Genomic DNA, 16,956 nt, shown 5'->3' on the forward strand with positions numbered 1-16,956 from the left:
GATATTAATGAAAAAAGTTAGTTTTTTTAGATCAATTCATGTAAAGCTAATGATAATAATTGTATTGCTTATTCTTATATCGATTCAGATTATCGGTGTGTACTTCGTCCAAAAGCTGCAGTCTACGTTAATTGAAAACTTTAAGACCTCTATTCAGGAAAAGGTAAATATCCTTTCCATTTATATGGAGGAGCAGCTCGTAAAGGAGCGTCCTGTTGAAGGCACGGGAACAACGCTTGAAGATGATGTAAAAAGGCTGTTAAGCGAAAATAATAATGCTACAGATATTCAAGAAATTAGGGTAATCACTAATAACTCGATTATTATTGGGACATCAGATCCCGAAAAACAATCATTGGTCGGCCAGAGAATGGTCGATACTAAAGTAAGAAGGGCTATGTCTAATTCCTCCCAATCGAATTCTTTCATTCGGGTTGAAAACAATAAAAAGGAATATGTCCTAATTACACCAATTCGTCCACAGGGCGGGGAAACGGTTGGAGTTATTTATACGGTAGGAAAAATTCAAGAAGTGTATGACAGTCTAGACAATATTAACAGCATCTTTCAAAAGGGAACTGTTATCACTCTAATAGTTACTGCAATACTTGGAATATTACTGGCTAGAACAATTACCAGACCGATTTCGGACATGCAAAAGCATGCCTTTGCCCTTTCAAAAGGGAACTTCTCTCAAAAGGTTAAAGTGTACGGCTTTGACGAAATTGGTCAACTGGCAATTACCTTTAACAACCTAACGAAAAAACTTCAAGAGTCACAGGCTTCTACTGAGAGTGAAAGAAGGAAGCTGTCATCTGTTTTATCATATATGACAGATGGCGTTATTGCTACAGACCGGAAAGGTAGAATTATCCTTATAAATGAGCCTGCTGCTAAAATGCTGGACGTTTCACGTGAAACAGTCTTGTCTGAGCCGATTATTCATTTACTCGGCTTAAAGGATAAATATACTTTTGATGAGCTTTTAGAAGAGAGAGAATCAGTCATTCTTGATTATAGTACAAACTATGAACCATATATTCTTCGGGCAAACTTCTCTGTTATTCAAAAGGAGACTGGTTTTGTTAATGGGTTAATTACTGTTCTTCATGATATTACAGAGCAGGAGAAAATTGATATGGAACGGAAAGAGTTTGTGGCAAATGTATCGCACGAACTCAGAACTCCGTTAACAACAATGAGAAGTTATGTTGAGGCACTGGCAGAGGGAGCATGGCAGGATGATGGACTTGCCCCTAAATTTTTAGAGGTCACGCAAAATGAAACGGAACGAATGATTCGTCTTGTGAACGATTTACTTCAGCTTTCTAAGCTTGACAGCAGGGACTACAAGCTGAATAAGGAATTAGTTGATTTTATTGTTTTCTATAACAGGATTATTGATAGATTCGAGCTGACAAAGGAACAGAATGTCACTTTTGAACGGAAGCTGCCAAAACATGTAGCCTTTGTAGAAATTGATGAGGATAAATTAACACAAGTTCTTGATAATATTATTTCAAATGCAATGAAGTATTCCCCAGAAGGCGGCAAAATTACCTTTACCATAAAAGAGCAAGAGCAGCAGTTAATTGTTAGTGTTGCGGATAACGGTGTCGGCATACCGAAGGAAAATATCAGCAAAATTTTTGATCGCTTTTACCGTGTTGACAAAGCGAGAACAAGGAGACTTGGTGGTACAGGCTTAGGCTTGGCTATTGCAAAGGAAATGGTTGAAGCACATGGGGGAAGAATTTGGGCATCGAGTAAAGAAGGGAAAGGAACAAAAATTTCCTTTACACTCCCTTATATTCAATCAGAAGAGGATGATTGGGTATGAATATGAATTATGAAAATGTAAAAAGTCTAGTACTGACAATATTAGTGATGCTGAGTCTGCTTATGTATTATCTTCTATGGACAGATCAAGGTAATACAGCAGAAGATCCGAATGATAATATTGTTGAAACAGAGAAAATTGGCAGCAAACAGGAGGTCGCGGACATTGTTCGGCCCGATAGAATTTTCCAGCATGTAGATGGAGAAATATATGGTACAATTTCAATGAATGAAATTAATTCTGTACTTAACGTTTTAAAAACAGTTGAATACGGAAGCCTAACAAATATTTCCGAAGAAATAAACGATATCCCTAACTTTATTGAAGATGAAGAAAACAGCATGGAAATTCGGTTTCCAGGTCAAATTCCTTTTAGCCTTTACCGAGATATTCTTCAGATGGATGAAAGTAATCTGTTTAATTTTGATACTATCCTTGTGTCCTATAATCTTGTAAAAGAGGATGAAGGAGCAGTTTATTTTATTTCAAAGAAAGAAGGCAAGGTGTACAAAAGCAGTATTTCTGTAAGTTATATTAATAACATTAAAGACTTTCAGGATAACATTACTGCTGAGGATACTTCCTATACTCCTTACTTCAGCTATCAGACAGATAATAATCTGATCTACTTGCCAAAAGGAAAAACAGAACTAAATAAATATATATATAAGAGTGAAACAGTGGATTCCTCGAGATTGAAAAATGCAATGTTCAGCGTTCCTAGCAATGCTCAAAAGAGTGTGGAGACGAATGAAGAAGTGTATACAGATGAATCAAGTATGCTGAGAATAGAAAAGGACACTCATGTCGTCAAATTTCTAAAACCATCTGGTACCCTTACCAACGAATTAAGTCCGAATCAAATAATTGAAAACAGCATTGATTTTGTAAATGATCATGGCGGCTGGGTCAATAAATATTTATTTGTAGATAATAATGATAAGAATATGGTTAATTTCCGTATATATGATGAATCTGGTTTTCCAGTATTCAACTTAAAAAAGGATTTATCTACTATCCAGGTTTCTTGGGAAAATAATAGAGTAGAACAATTTATTACGAGTAATGTGGCCATAACACCAAATCCAATTGATGCGACAGCCCAAAAGCTTGATTCAGGCAGTTCTGTATTAAAGGAAATACAATCCTCGAAAAATTTTGATCCTAATAAGCTGGAGGATATCGTGCCAGGCTATGATATGGTAATCACCAACCCAAGCTATGCTTATTTAGAGCCAAGCTGGTTTTACTTATATAATGGAGAATGGCATCAGTTAGGAGAAGGCGAGACAGGGGGCAGTAAAAGTGGATTGGAGTAAAATTAAAACTATTTTTATTGTTGCCTTCTTGCTTTTGGATATTTATTTGATTTATGAATATACAAAGCTAAAAAAAGATACACAGCAATTTGAGACAGAGGAGCCAGAAACACCAATTTCCAAAACTTTAGCACTTGATGGAATTAAGTATGACGAGGATAAGTTTCCATCTGATATTGAAAAGGGCCAGTACTTAACTGCTAAATCAATGACGTTCAGTGATGAAGATTTGGAGAAGCTGGAAAAGAGTACACTAAGCGGCCAAAGCATAAAAGTCCAAGATTCCATCATGCTACAATCTATTTTAGAAAAACCAATCAAGCTAAGTGATGATTTTAAGAAAGAAGAATTAGTTGAGTATATTAGAAGTCATATTTTAAATGGTGATCAATATGTCTTTTGGGAAAAGAAGGACAATACAATTACCTATTATCAACAGTATAATGGCAAAACACTATATCATAACTTAAAAGGGGAACTGACCTTTTTAGTAAATGAAGAAAATAACATCGTATCCTATAATCAAACCTATCTGCAGGACATTAAAGAATTTGATGAGAAGGAAACGTTAGTAAAGCCGTTAGAGGCTATTTATGCGCTCTATAAGAACGCCTACTTGGAAATGAACACATACATCTCCAATGTAGAGCTTGGCTATTATTCACAGCAGAATGCACCATCTGTGCAGCTGCTGGCACCAACTTGGAAAATTACTTTAAAAGGACAGAAAAATCTCTATGTCAATGCGTTAAACGGGGAGATTATAAAGCCAGGGATGGAAGAGACGAAATTGGAGTGAACAAAACATGCATTTTAGTGTTCTCGCGAGTGGGAGTACAGGCAATGCTATTTATGTAGAATCAGGGGAACATGCATTTTTAGTTGATGCAGGTTTGAGCGGAAAACAAATGGAAACATTATTTCAAGGCATTGATCGAAAAATGGACAAGCTTTCGGGTATTTTTGTTACACATGAACATAGTGATCATATTAAAGGTGTTGGAATAATTGCAAGGAAGTATAACCTGCCGATTTACGCGAACGAAAAAACGTGGAAGGCAATGGAGCCTTTGATCGGGACAATTCCTGTTGAGCAAAAGTTTCAATTTGATATGGAAACAGTCAAAACGTTCGGAGATGTCTCCATTGAGTCTTTCGGAGTGTCTCATGATGCAGCAGAGCCGATGTTCTATGTTTTCCACCAAGGAGAAAAGAAGCTTGTGCTTATTACTGACACAGGTTATGTGAGTGACCGTATGAAAGGGATTATTCGTAATGCGGATTCTTATGTGTTTGAAAGCAATCATGATGTACAGATGCTGAGAATGGGAAGATATCCTTGGAATATTAAAAGACGTATATTAAGTGATGTTGGACATGTTTCTAATGAGGATGCAGCTATTGCAATGAGTGAGGTTATTGGTGATCGCACAAAGCATATTTATCTGGCACATTTAAGCATGGATAACAATATTAAGGACTTAGCTAGAATGTCAGTGTCACAAACGCTAGAACAGCGTGGAGTGGACTTAACAGACCAGCTAGGACTTTATGATACAGATCCAAAAAAACCGACCAATTTAATGGCGATTTAAAGAAAAGGCAAGCAGAACGAATCTGCTTGCCTTTTTTGTATGTCATAAGGAGGATTTTTACTTAATACAATGTTAGGACTCGAATTTCTTGATTATGTTGTTTGTTTTTGCGAGGAATAGGAAAAATTAATAAGGTACTTATCAGTGTCTTATTAAAAGGCTCTTATTTATAGATAGCTTGCCTTTACGAATAAGGACATACTAGCTAAGAAAACAATTGTTCAGAAGGAAGGCGGTATGACTAATGACAAATGACGAAGAGTTTCGTTATGAAGAGTATAAAAGGAGCAGACCTCAACGAAAGAGAAGAGGGTATTTCTTTGCCGGCTTTATCGGTGCAATTATTGGAGCCTTAATCATTGTTCTCCTGCTTCCTCGTTTATCCCAATTAGGAGTATTGTCCATGCTGCAAGGCTCAACAAGCGGTGCTAATTTTAGTGGGATTACACAGGGAGTTTCTGTTGATGTTGATACAGATGTTACAAAGGCAGTCGATATTGCCGCAGATGCTGTTGTTGGGATAACAAATTTACAGGAATCTGGCTTTTGGGCTGATGCCAGTGAGTCAGAGGCTGGCACAGGATCAGGTGTTATCTACCGAAAAAGTGGTAATACAGCTTATATTGTGACAAATAATCACGTAGTGGAAGGAGCATCAGAGCTTGAGGTCACCCTTGCTGACGGTAAAAAGGTTAGCGCAGAGCTTATAGGAAGTGATATTTGGACCGACTTAGCCGTACTTAAGGTAAGCTCAAAGGACATATCAAAGGTTGCTGAATTCGGCAATTCAGATGCTCTAAAATCTGGTGAACCAGTTATAGCAATTGGGAATCCTCTTGGCCTGACATTTTCCGGATCAGTAACACAGGGGATTGTTTCAGGACTGGACAGAACAATCCCAATCGACATTAATAGTGATGGAGTTGCTGATTGGCAGTCAGAGGTTATTCAAACAGATGCAGCAATTAATCCAGGAAACAGCGGCGGTGCGCTTGTTAATATTAAAGGCCAACTGATTGGAATAAACAGCATGAAAATCTCAGAGTCATCTGTAGAGGGAATTGGCTTAGCAATACCAATAAACTCTGCTGTTCCAATTATCGAGGATCTTGAAGAGTTTGGAGAAGTTAAACGTCCTTACATGGGGGTTGAGCTTGAATCAGTAAGTGATATTCCAGGTTATTATCAAGAAGAGGCGCTTAAGCTGCCGAAGGACTTAACAACAGGTGTTGCAATTAAATCTGTATCACCTAAATCACCTGCAGAAAAAGCAGGATTGAAGGAACTTGACGTTATCGTTGAGCTTGATGGCAAAAAGATTAAAGATTTAATTGAATTACGCAAGCATTTGTATACAGATAAAAAAATCGGTGATAAGCTCAAAATTAAATACTATCGAGAAGGAAAAGAGAAAACAGCAGAATTGACTCTTTCTGAAGATAAAATGTAATAGAAGGGGAAACCCCTTCTATTTTTTTATTTTTCTAAAAAAGATATAACCTTTATTAGGAGCTTAATTATTTCCTGTAGAAGTTGAAGTTTAAGCAAGGAATGGTAAGATGGAATGTGGATAAGTTTTTTAAATAATAAATCTAAAATATATCCACAGACTAAAAAAGAATAAATACAGCAACCAGCACAAAGGAGTATATACAAAATGATATTTAGCTGCGAAGAACATGTAGATATAGCAATAGATACAATCGTAAACGACTATGAAACATTCCCGTCATTAGAGAAAATAGAACCTGAAAAAAAGTTATCAACAACCTGTGAATATTGTAAAAATAACGCAATATATGTTGTGGCGAACACTTGATTCCATACTATATGTGGATTAAAAATGTGGATATGTGGATAACTTCTGTGGATAATATGTTTGTAAAGTGAGGAATACCTGTGAATATCTCGATTATCACCGTTGGGAAATTAAAAGAAAAGTATTTAAAACAAGGAATTGAAGAATATACAAAACGGCTTTCAAGCTATTCTAAAATAGAAATAATCGAGGTGCCAGATGAAAAAGCACCAGAGGTTTTGAGCGAGGCCGAAATGATTCAGGTCAAGGACAAAGAGGGAGAAAGAATACTTGCAAAGGTACCAGCTGATGCTCATGTTATCGCATTAGCAATTGATGGTAAGCAAAAGTCTTCTGAAGAGCTTGCAGATACACTGGACAAGCTCGCAACCTACGGGAAAAGTAAAGTAGCCTTCATTATTGGCGGATCGCTAGGCTTAAGTAGCCAAGTATTACAAAGAGCAGACGACAAACTGTCTTTCAGTAAGATGACTTTTCCACATCAGTTGATGCGCTTGATTTTGGTAGAGCAGGTTTACCGGGCGTTTCGGATTAATCGGGGGGAGCCTTATCATAAGTAAGTGGACTATCTTGTTAAAAATATCTGTAAAACAAATAACAGCTTAGAATATCTCTAAGCTGTTTTTAATCGTATTCCGACAAACTCCATATATAAAATATCAAGTGAACAATCAATTGTTACAATAGGATGTAACTATAAAGGAGGGAAATGAGATGTTACAGGAATTCAATCAACTGATGGATTACATCGAAGAAAACCTAACGGAACAAATATCTGGAAAAGAAATCTCAAAAATAGTTGGAATGTCTGATTATCATTTTAAAAGAATGTTTTCGTATATGGCAGGAATGTCGTTGAATGAGTATATCAAAAACAGAAGATTATCGGTTGCGAATGTTGAATTAATAAATGGTGCGAGGGTGACGGATGTTGCCTTTAAATATGGTTATCAATCAATTGAGGGATTTTCCAGAGCATTTCGTGAATGGTGTGGTTTTTTACCTTCGGAAGTAACTAAAAATAAAATTCAAAAATCATTTCCCAAATTTTCATTTTTTATTGATATACGGGGAGGAATTTCTATGGAATTCAAAATTGAAAGGAAAAAGAAATTTAATTTAGTCGGTGTTGCGAAAAGAGTGCCTATACAGTTTGAAGGTGTCAATAATGCGATTTTAGAACTAGCTCAGTCTATAAACGAACAGCAAAGAGATGAGATGCATCAGTTAGCTGATTTATATCCTCATCAAGTCTTGAATATATCCTATGATTTTGATGATGGTCACTTAGAAGAAAAGGGCTATTTAACGCATATGATTGGTTTTGCAACAACAAAGGAAAATTCATTTGCTGATTTAGAACAACTCTCTATTGAAGAAAGCTTATGGGCAATTTTCCCTAATCAAGGACCTTTCCCTGCTACCCTTCAAGAAACGACCGCGAAAATCTATTCAGAGTGGTTGCCATCTTCAGGTTATGAAATAGCTGATTTACCCGGAATTTCTTTTACGAAGCATGATAGTTCGAATGAAAATGTCTATAGTGAAATTTGGATGCCAATAAAGGAAAAAGTTAAGCTTTAGTTATGAGATTGAAGGTAAGAATGTAATCTCTTCAAATAAAGAGATTGAAACAAAAAATAAAAGTGAATTCGATAATTCGAATTCACTTTTTGTTAAATACAGAAGTATTTTGGGATTGATATTCTTATGTACATAAAATGGAGGGCGTTAAATTAGTTCTGGTCATCCAAATTCGATTGTGCTCCGTCCAGCCACAATTGAAATAAATAGATGATTAATGAAAAACCGACCATCATGGCAACAACAGTAATTGTAGGCAAGGTTGAATTCCCTGACACAAGTCCAAGTCGCCCCCATATTGGGTAAACAATGTACATAAATCCCCCGTCCAAAAGTATATTAACAGTCAGATACCTCCAAAATTTCCCGAATGTAAAATGGAATACCCAGATAACTATAACGAAATATGCTCCATACACCCAAGGAACCGGAATAATTGTATCCCACCCAAACAGGCTGGAGCCTTTTTCATTCCACCAGCCGTAATGGTGGGCCGCTTGATAGGCTAAGGAATGAATTACGGTCATAAATAGAGCGACTGGTATGTATCTACGAACAGTTATCATCTTTAAAAAAAACAAGGAAAGCCAAGGTAATACCAAGAGTAACCAGAGGATAATCTGTTTCATATCATTAATACCTCACAGTAGTTTTATATGTATTATTGCTTTTAGTACTGATATTTATTCGTTAGTAAAAAGATATAATGGAAACAATGCAGGATATACCTCAAAAACTTCTTTTTATAAATAACCAAGTACATTAAATTAAGTAAAAACATCAAAACGTTAGTTTCCATGAATAAGTATGTTTCTATTTATGAACAAATATGCTGTAATAGTGTTAGAATACCTGTTGTTAGTAGTTAAAAAAGTGAGGAATTAATGGTGAAAAAATTTAAGAAGTTTTATTTAGAGATTACAAGTGTATGTAATCTTGCCTGCAGCTTTTGTCCACCAACAGAACGACAGAAGCAATTTATTTCTGTGGAGGATTTTTCTAAGAGATTAGACCAGATTAAACCGCATACAGACTATATTTATTTACATGTAAAGGGTGAGCCCTTGCTTCATCCTAAAATAGGTGATCTGTTAGACTTAAGCCATGAAAAGGGCTTTAAGGTTAATATCACAACTAATGGAACCTTAATTAATAAAAAGAGAGAAAAATTATTAAATAAGCCTGCGTTAAGACAAATGAATTTCTCACTTCATAGCTTTGATGGCCATATTGGTTCTAAGGATAAGGAAGGGTATGTGAGAAGTGTTCTTTCCTTTATTAAAGAAGCGACGAGTCAGTCAGATTTGATTGTTTCCCTAAGATTATGGAATCTTACACAAGACAATACGACGAATATTGAAAGAGAACGAAACAGAGAATTACTAGAAATTATCGAGAAAGAATTTGAACTAGACTACAAAATTGAAGAGAAGGTCACACCAGGAAGCGGCATTAAAATCGCGGAACGAATCTTTATCAATCAAGATTATGAGTTTCAGTGGCCTGCATTGCACGAAGAAGAAGATGATGGCAAAGGCTTCTGCTATGGTATGCGAAATCAAGCAGGTATTTTAGCAAACGGCACCGTTATTCCTTGTTGCCTTGATGGTGAGGGTGTAATCAATCTTGGCAATATTAATGATAACTCATTTTCGGATATTATCGAGATGGATAGAGCCAAAAACCTTGTAGACGGTTTTTCACGAAGAGTGGCAGTAGAGGAGCTATGCAGGAAATGCGGTTATCGTAAAAGGTTTGGAAAGTAGATTTCTGTTTTTTAAATAATATGCAATCAGGATTTTCGGTAAAAGAAGAGAAAATCCTGATTGAAATTAGACGCTAATAAATCTCCTTTAATGACAAATAAACTCCGCATTATTTCAGTTTAAAATTATTTTTCAACAACCGGAATCCACATTTCACCATATACTCTTCCGTTTTTCTGCTCCATCTCAACCGTCGTATTTGGTCCGCCAACATAAGCAATGGTTTGTACCTCTGGTAAGACCTGACCAAAGGCAATGCCAGTAAGCTGATTGCTCAACTCCTCAGCTGTGTTTGCTTCTCCCTTAACAATTAAATAGAGGCCTTTAGGGAATTGGATAACTCTAGATGCTTCGTCTTGTAACGTTTTGTCTGTCAATACGCCAGCATAATGCATCATTTTGTTATTAACAGCCTCGTTAACGGCAAAAATATAGTCGTTTGTAGCTAGTGCTTTTAGCGTGGCAAGTCTTCCATCTTGTTTGACAGCTTGCCAAAAGTCTGACTTTTCCTTATTTATACCAGCATAGTCTGTATAATCGCTCATTAGCTCGATTCCCAATCCTAATACTGTAAAGCTTTCTTTCTCTTCTAAAGTATACTGTGCCATATTCAAAACCTGCCCTTTTATAATTTTTCAAATGACTTGTATTTTCACTTGATGTGTTTATAATATCTTTAAATTATGTCAAAAAATGATACTGTTTAGGAGATCTTAATGAAAAAGGTTGAACGGATTAATACTATTATGCGTTATATTAATAATCGTGCCCAATTTACAATTTCTGAAATCATGCAGGAATTTGATATTTCTCGTTCGACTGCTGTTAGGGATATTAAGGAAATTGAAACAATGGGAATGCCGCTTGTCGCTGAGGTTGGAAGGGACGGTGGATATTATGTTATGAGCAATTCTGTTTTGCCTAATGTTCAGTTTACCGATACTGAGATCAAAGCGCTTTTTATTGCTTTTATGGCCACAAGAAATCAACAGCTTCCATATCTTAAGAGTCGTCAGTCGTTGGCTGAAAAATTACTTGGTCTTCTATCAGAAAATCAGCAAGACGATTTAGTGCTATTAAATCAAATTTTGCTTTTCGAAGGAACCAATCCGAATAATCCAGACCTCCTTGATTTGTCAGATCTGCCTCATCCGATATTAGAAAAGCTAATACGAATTCTCCTTATAGATAGTTATTTATTGATTACTCTTAAGGAAGAGAGGGAAATAAAATCATTTCCAATTTTTCTTTTGCATCTTTATCGTGAAAAAAGTCTTTGGTTTATTGAGGGATTTGACTTGAATGAAGAAAAAAGAAGGATATTTCCTGTTGATAATCTTACAAATGTAGAACCATATCCAACAAAAAATAGAGTAAGTAAGAAAAAGATTCTAGAAAAACTAAAGAATCAGCAGGAAGTATTTAATGTTGTCATAGAGCTTGGTCCAAAGGCGATTACACAGTTTAAAAAATACCATCCTTTGAAAGCTGCCATTTCTTATACAAATCCTTACCAAACGACAGCCATTTTAAAGACCTTTATTCATGTTAATAATTCAGAGGAATTAACTGAGCTAACAAATTGGCTCCTTTTTTTAGGGAAGGATATCAAAGTCATGGAAGTGCCAGAGGAAGTTTTAGAAGAATGGAGAGAGAGAGTATGCTTATTCGATATATAGGCATACTTACGATTTTCTTCTTGTAACAATTGACCGCAAAGATAGGTCAAAAATACAACAATATTAATCTATTAGTAAAATATTTGCAGTTCTATACTTTCTTAAAAGGAATGGTATGTATAAAATAAGAGAGTTAGAAGAAGGGGTATTTTTCTAAATAAGTTAGTTTTTGTTGTATTTTAATATAATTAGGCGGTCAGATAGAATGCAAGGAGGAGTTTAAAAATGAGTCAATTTCTTCAAATGGGGGCAAATGCAGCTTTAAGTTCTTCAAGGGGAAAGGTTACGGTTAGCTACGAAGCTTCCAATAAAATAGATATATCTTTAACGGCATTTCTACTAACTGATTTAGATAAGGTACAAGGAGATAACGGGATTATATTTTATAATCAACCAAATAGCACTACTGGTGTAGTGAACTTAATACCTGCAGAGCAAATAGGAAACCAAAAAATCCATGAACTTAATTTTGATATGAGTAGAGCACCGGAAGGTATAACTAAAATAACGATAACTCTTACAGAGGATAATAATACTGGATTCTCAAATGTGAAAAATTTAAAGGCAGAGGTAACTGCAGATAATACTATTATTCAATTAACACCGTCTAGTTTTACAAGTGAAAATGGAATTGTAGTATTAGAGTTATATGTAAGGAACAGTCAGACAAAGGTTAGATCCATTTGGCGTGGGTTTGATTCGGGGCTTGAAGGATTATGTATAAATTATGGTGTTGAAGTTGAACCTGAGGAACAGAATAAGGCGACTGAACCTATAAGTATTCCTACACAAACGCTAGCTGCAGATATGGCTCTTAAAAGCAACGATGGAAAAAACACATTTGCAACGATAAGCCTTGAAAAGGTAAAAGGGAAGGTAAGCCTCGATAAAGGACAAAAGCCAGTTATCATTGATAAAACACCTGAAATTACTGCTACGGTTTCTTGGAAGACAGGGACAGATTATGATATTTACGCTTTAGTTTATACCAAGAATGGTATGCAGGTTGATGTAGCTATGTTTGGTGCGAGAGGTGTACCACCACTCCGAAGTTATGGAAATGGAGCAGTAGAGCATATGGGTGATGTAGGGAGAAACAGTACATCAACTAAGACAGAGGTTATAAAACTAAGATTAAATGATGATATCCTCGCCGTTGTGCCTGTTGTTTATTCTGCTCAGTCCAATGGAACAGGCTCCTTCTACAGATATAAGGTATCTATGAGTATAGATAATCATAATGGAACATCTGTTACCATTACATCCAAAAACGCTAATAATAATGACAGAATCTATTCGTGTGTGCCTGGAATTCTTCATAATACGAAAGATGGAGTTATTATAAGTCCACTGGAGCTTTATAGTATGCCGAATTCAGAGTATAGACCGAAACTTAGGATGGGGTATTCAGGTATGGTAGAAGTTCTAATGGATGAAGGACCAGTTAATGATTATAAGTAGAGTAGAAATGATGACTCACTTTTACATCTATACGTAAAAGAAAGCAACACAACAAAGGGAATATGCCTTTATTGTGTTGCTTTTTTACTATATATGAAGCTCGACCATTATCATGTAGCAATTTGACTCTCAACATTTGCGAATGTATTTCGGAAGTCCAGCGAAATAATCGAGACAATGTATGCCTGCAATTCCTTCATCTTGCTGAAGCTCAATTAAGGAGTAAATATCTTGAAAGTCGTCAAGATGCCCGGTCCCAATCTGATTTGCCCATGCAAGTAGTTTTATATTTTGAATATAGGAACAAACAGCGGAGTGAGCAATAGTTTCCATTAATTGTTACTTATTTTCATTATTAAGAACTTGTGATAATTCTTATTTTGACTCGCTTGCAATGAATAAATATGCCATGGCTCGCGATTTTGAAGAGTAGGGGACCATGTAGCTTTGTCCAGTATTTTAAGTATTTTTCTTAGGGGAACTGTTTTTTTGAAAACTATGCTTGAATTTATAGTTTGTTTATATTTGCGATATAAGGAGTTTAGTTATTGTCTCTACAATAAAAGTAAGGAAATCATAAAGGAGAGATAATTAATGAATAAGAAGTTTTTAATGACAGCACTAACTTTGGCTAGTTCAATCACTTTAATGGCAGCATGCGGTAATGCAACAAATAAGGAGGCAGGCGAAAGGACATCGCTTGAGACTCAACAGACAGTGGAGGAAAGTGCAGAACAACAACTGACAAATGGCCAAAAAATGGCGAATATATTAGGCAGTACAAACTGGCAGGGTACTCGTGTTTATGATAAGGATAATAATGACCTTACAAAAGAGAATACTGGTTTTATCGGTTTAGCAAAGTATGATGCAGAGACTGGGCACTATGAATTTTTTGATGCTCAAACAGGGGAGACACGTGGTGATGAAGGGACGTTCTTTATGACAAATGACGGAATGAAACGCATACTCATTTCCAAGACGATGAATTATCAAGCGGTTGTCGAAATTACAGAATTAGACGAGGATATGTTTACGTATAAACGAATGGGAAAAGACGCGAAAAATAATGATATCGAGGTTTTTGTGGAGCATATACCTTTTGCTGACAATAATTTAGGCTTTACCACAGCCGATCAACCATTAAATGCTTCTACAGGGGAGATTTTAACTGATGAGGATGGGGATAACATCCTTGGTTCTAGTTTATGGCAAGGAACAAAGGCAATTGATGAAGAAGGAAATGATGTCACAATGTATAATGAGAACTATATTAGTCTTGCTAAGTTCGATAAGGATACGAACCAATATGAGTTCTTTTCTTTAGAAACAGGTGAGAGCCGAGGTGATTATGGTTACTTTAATGTAATTAATAACAATAAAATCCGTGCACATATGTCTATTGGCGAAAATAAATATGGTGCAGCATTGGAGCTTACAGAGCTAAATCGAAATAAATTCACATATAAACGTGTTGGTAAGGATGCAGACGGAAATGATATTACCATCTTTGTGGAGCATGAGCCATATAAGGGAGAATTAACACCAGTTTTTAGCTTATAAGTAAGCAAAAAACTCCTTACTTGAAAATGGGAAGGAATCTCCTTTATGGAAAAAAGGAGACTAAAATGACCATAAAAAATCGATTTTTAACTTCATATATAGGCGGCATTGTTATAGCGAGTATCTCCATTCTTGCCATTCTCTGCATTGTTTTTTATGTGACAACAGGTACAGTACCAACGCCTAAAACATGGTATCAAACCTTTACGAAGCAACGCTCCTTAAGTCCTGAAGAGGAGCTTGCTTATGTGGAGCTGCGCAATATTGCGAAGACAAATCCAGATCAACTCTTAGAGAAAGGCCTGGCTACTGATTTACAAAAAATGGAGAAGAAGTCACTGGGTGTTGTCATTCGTCATGATGAGAGTATTTTATATTATTCAAAAGGGTTAGTAGAGAAATCTCTTGTTGTTCATTTCCCAGTTTTTGATACGAATAATATTGAAACAAAAGGAACGATAGATAATGCAGGCAGAATGTATCGTTACATAAAATTTGATTTCTATTATAGTGATCTGTCAAAGGGAAGCATTCTTGTCCTAAAAAAGGAAAATAACCTTTTAGAGTTTTTTACTAAATGGGGAATTACGATTAGTATCGTCATTATTCTTGTTTCCATCACAGCAATGCTTTTTTTAAACCAGCTTTTGCATAGGACAATTATTAAGCCTTTAGAAAATTTAGGGCAGTTTATGTCTGAATTGCGTGGGGAAAGTCTGCAAAGCAAAACACCAGCCTTACCTGCCAATACAGCAAAGGAAGTCCAGCAGCTGACAGCTAATTTTGAAAGTATGCGCACAACACTGCTAGCCTCTATCCAAGAGCAGCAGAATCTTGAAAATAATCGAAAGGAGTTAGTTGCAAGCATTTCTCATGATTTAAAAACACCAATTACCTCCATTATTGGTTATATTGAAGGCTTGCAGGAGGGGATTGCTGATACGCCTGCAAAGCAGGAAAAGTATTTACAGACAATACATTCAAAATCAATTGCATTAAATCGTTTAATTGAAGAGCTGTTTCTTTATTCTAAACTCGATGCGGAAGCTGTCCCTTTCTATTTTGAACGGATACAGCTGGAGAAATTTCTTGTACATATGTCAGAGGAATTTCAATTGGACAACAGAGATGTTCAATTTCAGATAAGTGTACGCGAGGATATATATGCATCAATTGATCGTATGCAAATGAACAGGGCTATTAATAATTTATTCGAAAATAGCTTAAAGTTTAAAAAGACTGATGAACCTTTATGTATAACATTAGAAGTTACGGCAAATGCAGATATGCTAGAGATTCATGTAATGGATAATGGGCAGGGAATTGCGGAGTCTCAACTTCCCTATGTATTTGATCATTTTTACCGTGGTGAGGCAGCGCGCACATTTACAACAGGCGGTAGCGGTTTAGGGCTTGCCATTGTGAAACAAATCGTTGAAAAACATCAAGGCCATGTGGAAATTCAAAGTAAACTACAATATGGCACTAAAGTGACAATAATACTCGCAAGAGCGTAAGGAAGGTGTCAATTAATGGTGCCATCACGAATACTAATCATAGAAGATGATGTAAGTATTGCCGAACTACAAAGGGATTATTTGGAGATACATCAAATGGTAGCTGAGATTGAAACAGATGGATTAGCAGGGGTAAATAGGGCATTAAATGAGCCATATGATTTAATAGTCATTGACTTAATGCTCCCTTCAATTGATGGTTTTGAAATCTGTCGACGGATTCGTGAGAAGAAAAATATCCCCCTAATGATTGTTTCAGCTAAAAAGGAAGATATTGATAAAATAAGAGGACTTGGATTAGGCGCAGATGATTATATGACAAAACCATTTAGTCCAAGTGAACTTGTTGCGCGAGTGCAGGCCCATATCAAAAGGTTTAAGCTACTAACAGGTATCGGACAATCACAGGAAATAATAGAGAAGAAAAATGTCTTAATAGATAAGGGAGCACGCAAAGTATTCATTTTAGGACAGGAGTTTATCTTCCCGACAAAGGAATTTGATTTACTCGTGTTTTTTATGGAGCATCCAGACCGTGTCTGGACAAAGGAGCAGCTTTTTCGGCAAGTTTGGTATATGGATGATTTAGATGGTGATGTTTTTACAGTCGTTGTCCACGTCGGAAGGATTAGAGAAAAATTTAAAAAGGGAAAATTGTCAGAGTCACCTATAGAGACAATATGGGGAAGTGGTTATCGGTTTAATAGCTAAAGGTAAGAAAAAGTTTCACATGAAACATTTTAGCAAGAAGAATTGGTATAAAGCATTGTTTGTCATATAAAGAAGAGTTCGATTTGGAATCGAACTCTTCTT

General features: G+C 36.0%; 18 protein-coding genes. 14 read left to right on the forward strand and 4 right to left on the reverse strand.

The window, feature by feature from the left end; translation table 11 throughout:
• Positions 1-7: 7 nt before the first annotated feature.
• The 8 genes from walK (at position 8) to EM808_RS14000 (ending at position 8,157) form a co-directional block, all read left to right on the forward strand.
• Positions 8-1,840 carry a cell wall metabolism sensor histidine kinase WalK gene (gene walK / locus EM808_RS13965; protein ID WP_127738821.1) on the forward strand — a complete coding sequence of 611 codons (1,833 nt, stop codon included), beginning with the start codon at positions 8-10 and terminating at the stop codon, positions 1,838-1,840.
• The gene (locus EM808_RS13970) at positions 1,837-3,159 is read left to right on the forward strand and encodes a YycH family regulatory protein (protein ID WP_127738822.1); all 1,323 of its coding nucleotides are present in this window, start codon (positions 1,837-1,839) and stop codon (positions 3,157-3,159) included. The genes walK and EM808_RS13970 overlap by 4 nt, the downstream gene beginning before the upstream one ends.
• Positions 3,146-3,958 (forward strand): two-component system regulatory protein YycI, encoded by an 813-nt coding sequence (locus EM808_RS13975; RefSeq protein WP_127738823.1) that lies wholly within the window; start codon positions 3,146-3,148, stop codon positions 3,956-3,958. The genes EM808_RS13970 and EM808_RS13975 overlap by 14 nt, the downstream gene beginning before the upstream one ends.
• A 7-nt stretch (positions 3,959-3,965) precedes the next feature.
• The gene (locus tag EM808_RS13980) at positions 3,966-4,754 is read left to right on the forward strand and encodes an MBL fold metallo-hydrolase (RefSeq protein ID WP_127738824.1); all 789 of its coding nucleotides are present in this window, start codon (positions 3,966-3,968) and stop codon (positions 4,752-4,754) included.
• Between the two features lie 244 nt (positions 4,755-4,998).
• Entirely contained in the window at positions 4,999-6,204 is a 1,206-nt protein-coding gene (locus EM808_RS13985) for a S1C family serine protease (protein WP_127738825.1), read from the forward strand.
• A 207-nt stretch (positions 6,205-6,411) separates the two neighbouring features.
• Positions 6,412-6,573: a CxxH/CxxC protein gene (locus EM808_RS13990; RefSeq protein WP_127738826.1), complete on the forward strand. Its 162-nt coding sequence runs from the start codon at positions 6,412-6,414 to the stop codon at positions 6,571-6,573.
• Between the two features lie 80 nt (positions 6,574-6,653).
• Entirely contained in the window at positions 6,654-7,133 is a 480-nt protein-coding gene (gene rlmH / locus EM808_RS13995) for a 23S rRNA (pseudouridine(1915)-N(3))-methyltransferase RlmH (RefSeq protein WP_127738827.1), read from the forward strand.
• Positions 7,134-7,287: 154 nt separating this feature from the next.
• Positions 7,288-8,157 (forward strand): AraC family transcriptional regulator, encoded by an 870-nt coding sequence (locus EM808_RS14000; RefSeq protein WP_127738828.1) that lies wholly within the window; start codon positions 7,288-7,290, stop codon positions 8,155-8,157.
• 152 nt (positions 8,158-8,309) lie between these two features.
• On the opposite strand, the gene EM808_RS14005 is transcribed toward EM808_RS14000, so the two are convergent.
• Positions 8,310-8,786 (reverse strand): hypothetical protein, encoded by a 477-nt coding sequence (locus EM808_RS14005; RefSeq protein WP_127738829.1) that lies wholly within the window; start codon positions 8,784-8,786, stop codon positions 8,310-8,312.
• A 258-nt stretch (positions 8,787-9,044) separates the two neighbouring features.
• Between EM808_RS14005 and EM808_RS14010 the strand changes: the two genes are divergently transcribed.
• Positions 9,045-9,923 carry a radical SAM/SPASM domain-containing protein gene (locus tag EM808_RS14010; RefSeq protein ID WP_127739118.1) on the forward strand — a complete coding sequence of 293 codons (879 nt, stop codon included), beginning with the start codon at positions 9,045-9,047 and terminating at the stop codon, positions 9,921-9,923.
• A 125-nt stretch (positions 9,924-10,048) separates the two neighbouring features.
• On the opposite strand, the gene EM808_RS14015 is transcribed toward EM808_RS14010, so the two are convergent.
• Positions 10,049-10,531 carry a GyrI-like domain-containing protein gene (locus EM808_RS14015; protein WP_127738830.1) on the reverse strand — a complete coding sequence of 161 codons (483 nt, stop codon included), beginning with the start codon at positions 10,529-10,531 and terminating at the stop codon, positions 10,049-10,051.
• A 108-nt stretch (positions 10,532-10,639) separates the two neighbouring features.
• On the opposite strand from EM808_RS14015, the gene EM808_RS14020 reads away from it, so the two are divergent.
• Both EM808_RS14020 and EM808_RS14025 read left to right on the forward strand, forming a co-directional pair.
• Positions 10,640-11,602, forward strand: coding sequence for a helix-turn-helix transcriptional regulator (locus EM808_RS14020; RefSeq protein WP_127738831.1), 963 nt, complete (start codon positions 10,640-10,642; stop codon positions 11,600-11,602).
• A 225-nt stretch (positions 11,603-11,827) separates the two neighbouring features.
• A complete protein-coding gene (locus tag EM808_RS14025; RefSeq protein WP_127738832.1) occupies positions 11,828-13,063 on the forward strand; it encodes a TerD family protein in 1,236 nt (411 codons plus the stop codon).
• A 129-nt stretch (positions 13,064-13,192) separates the two neighbouring features.
• Here the strand turns inward: EM808_RS14025 and EM808_RS14030 are convergent, their stop codons facing one another.
• Together EM808_RS14030 and EM808_RS29790 are read right to left on the reverse strand one after the other, a co-directional pair.
• The gene (locus EM808_RS14030; RefSeq protein WP_127738833.1) at positions 13,193-13,396 is read right to left on the reverse strand and encodes a hypothetical protein; all 204 of its coding nucleotides are present in this window, start codon (positions 13,394-13,396) and stop codon (positions 13,193-13,195) included.
• A complete protein-coding gene (locus tag EM808_RS29790) occupies positions 13,396-13,575 on the reverse strand; it encodes a nitroreductase family protein (protein WP_127739119.1) in 180 nt (59 codons plus the stop codon). The genes EM808_RS14030 and EM808_RS29790 overlap by 1 nt, the downstream gene beginning before the upstream one ends.
• Positions 13,576-13,657: 82 nt before the next feature.
• Here EM808_RS29790 and EM808_RS14040 point away from each other — a divergent pair, with 82 nt between their 5' ends.
• The 3 genes from EM808_RS14040 to EM808_RS14050 all read left to right on the forward strand — a co-directional run bounded on the left by EM808_RS14040 (position 13,658) and on the right by EM808_RS14050 (position 16,854).
• Positions 13,658-14,626 carry a DUF4822 domain-containing protein gene (locus EM808_RS14040; RefSeq protein WP_127738834.1) on the forward strand — a complete coding sequence of 323 codons (969 nt, stop codon included), beginning with the start codon at positions 13,658-13,660 and terminating at the stop codon, positions 14,624-14,626.
• 65 nt (positions 14,627-14,691) lie between these two features.
• Positions 14,692-16,143: a sensor histidine kinase gene (locus tag EM808_RS14045; RefSeq protein ID WP_127738835.1), complete on the forward strand. Its 1,452-nt coding sequence runs from the start codon at positions 14,692-14,694 to the stop codon at positions 16,141-16,143.
• A 15-nt stretch (positions 16,144-16,158) separates the two neighbouring features.
• Positions 16,159-16,854, forward strand: a complete 696-nt coding sequence (locus tag EM808_RS14050) for a response regulator transcription factor (protein ID WP_127738836.1) — start codon at positions 16,159-16,161, stop codon at positions 16,852-16,854.
• Positions 16,855-16,956 lie beyond the last annotated feature (102 nt).

Origin of the sequence: Niallia taxi, from assembly GCF_004005475.1 — a bacterium.
Classification (GTDB): Bacteria; Bacillota; Bacilli; order Bacillales; family Cytobacillaceae; genus Niallia; species Niallia taxi.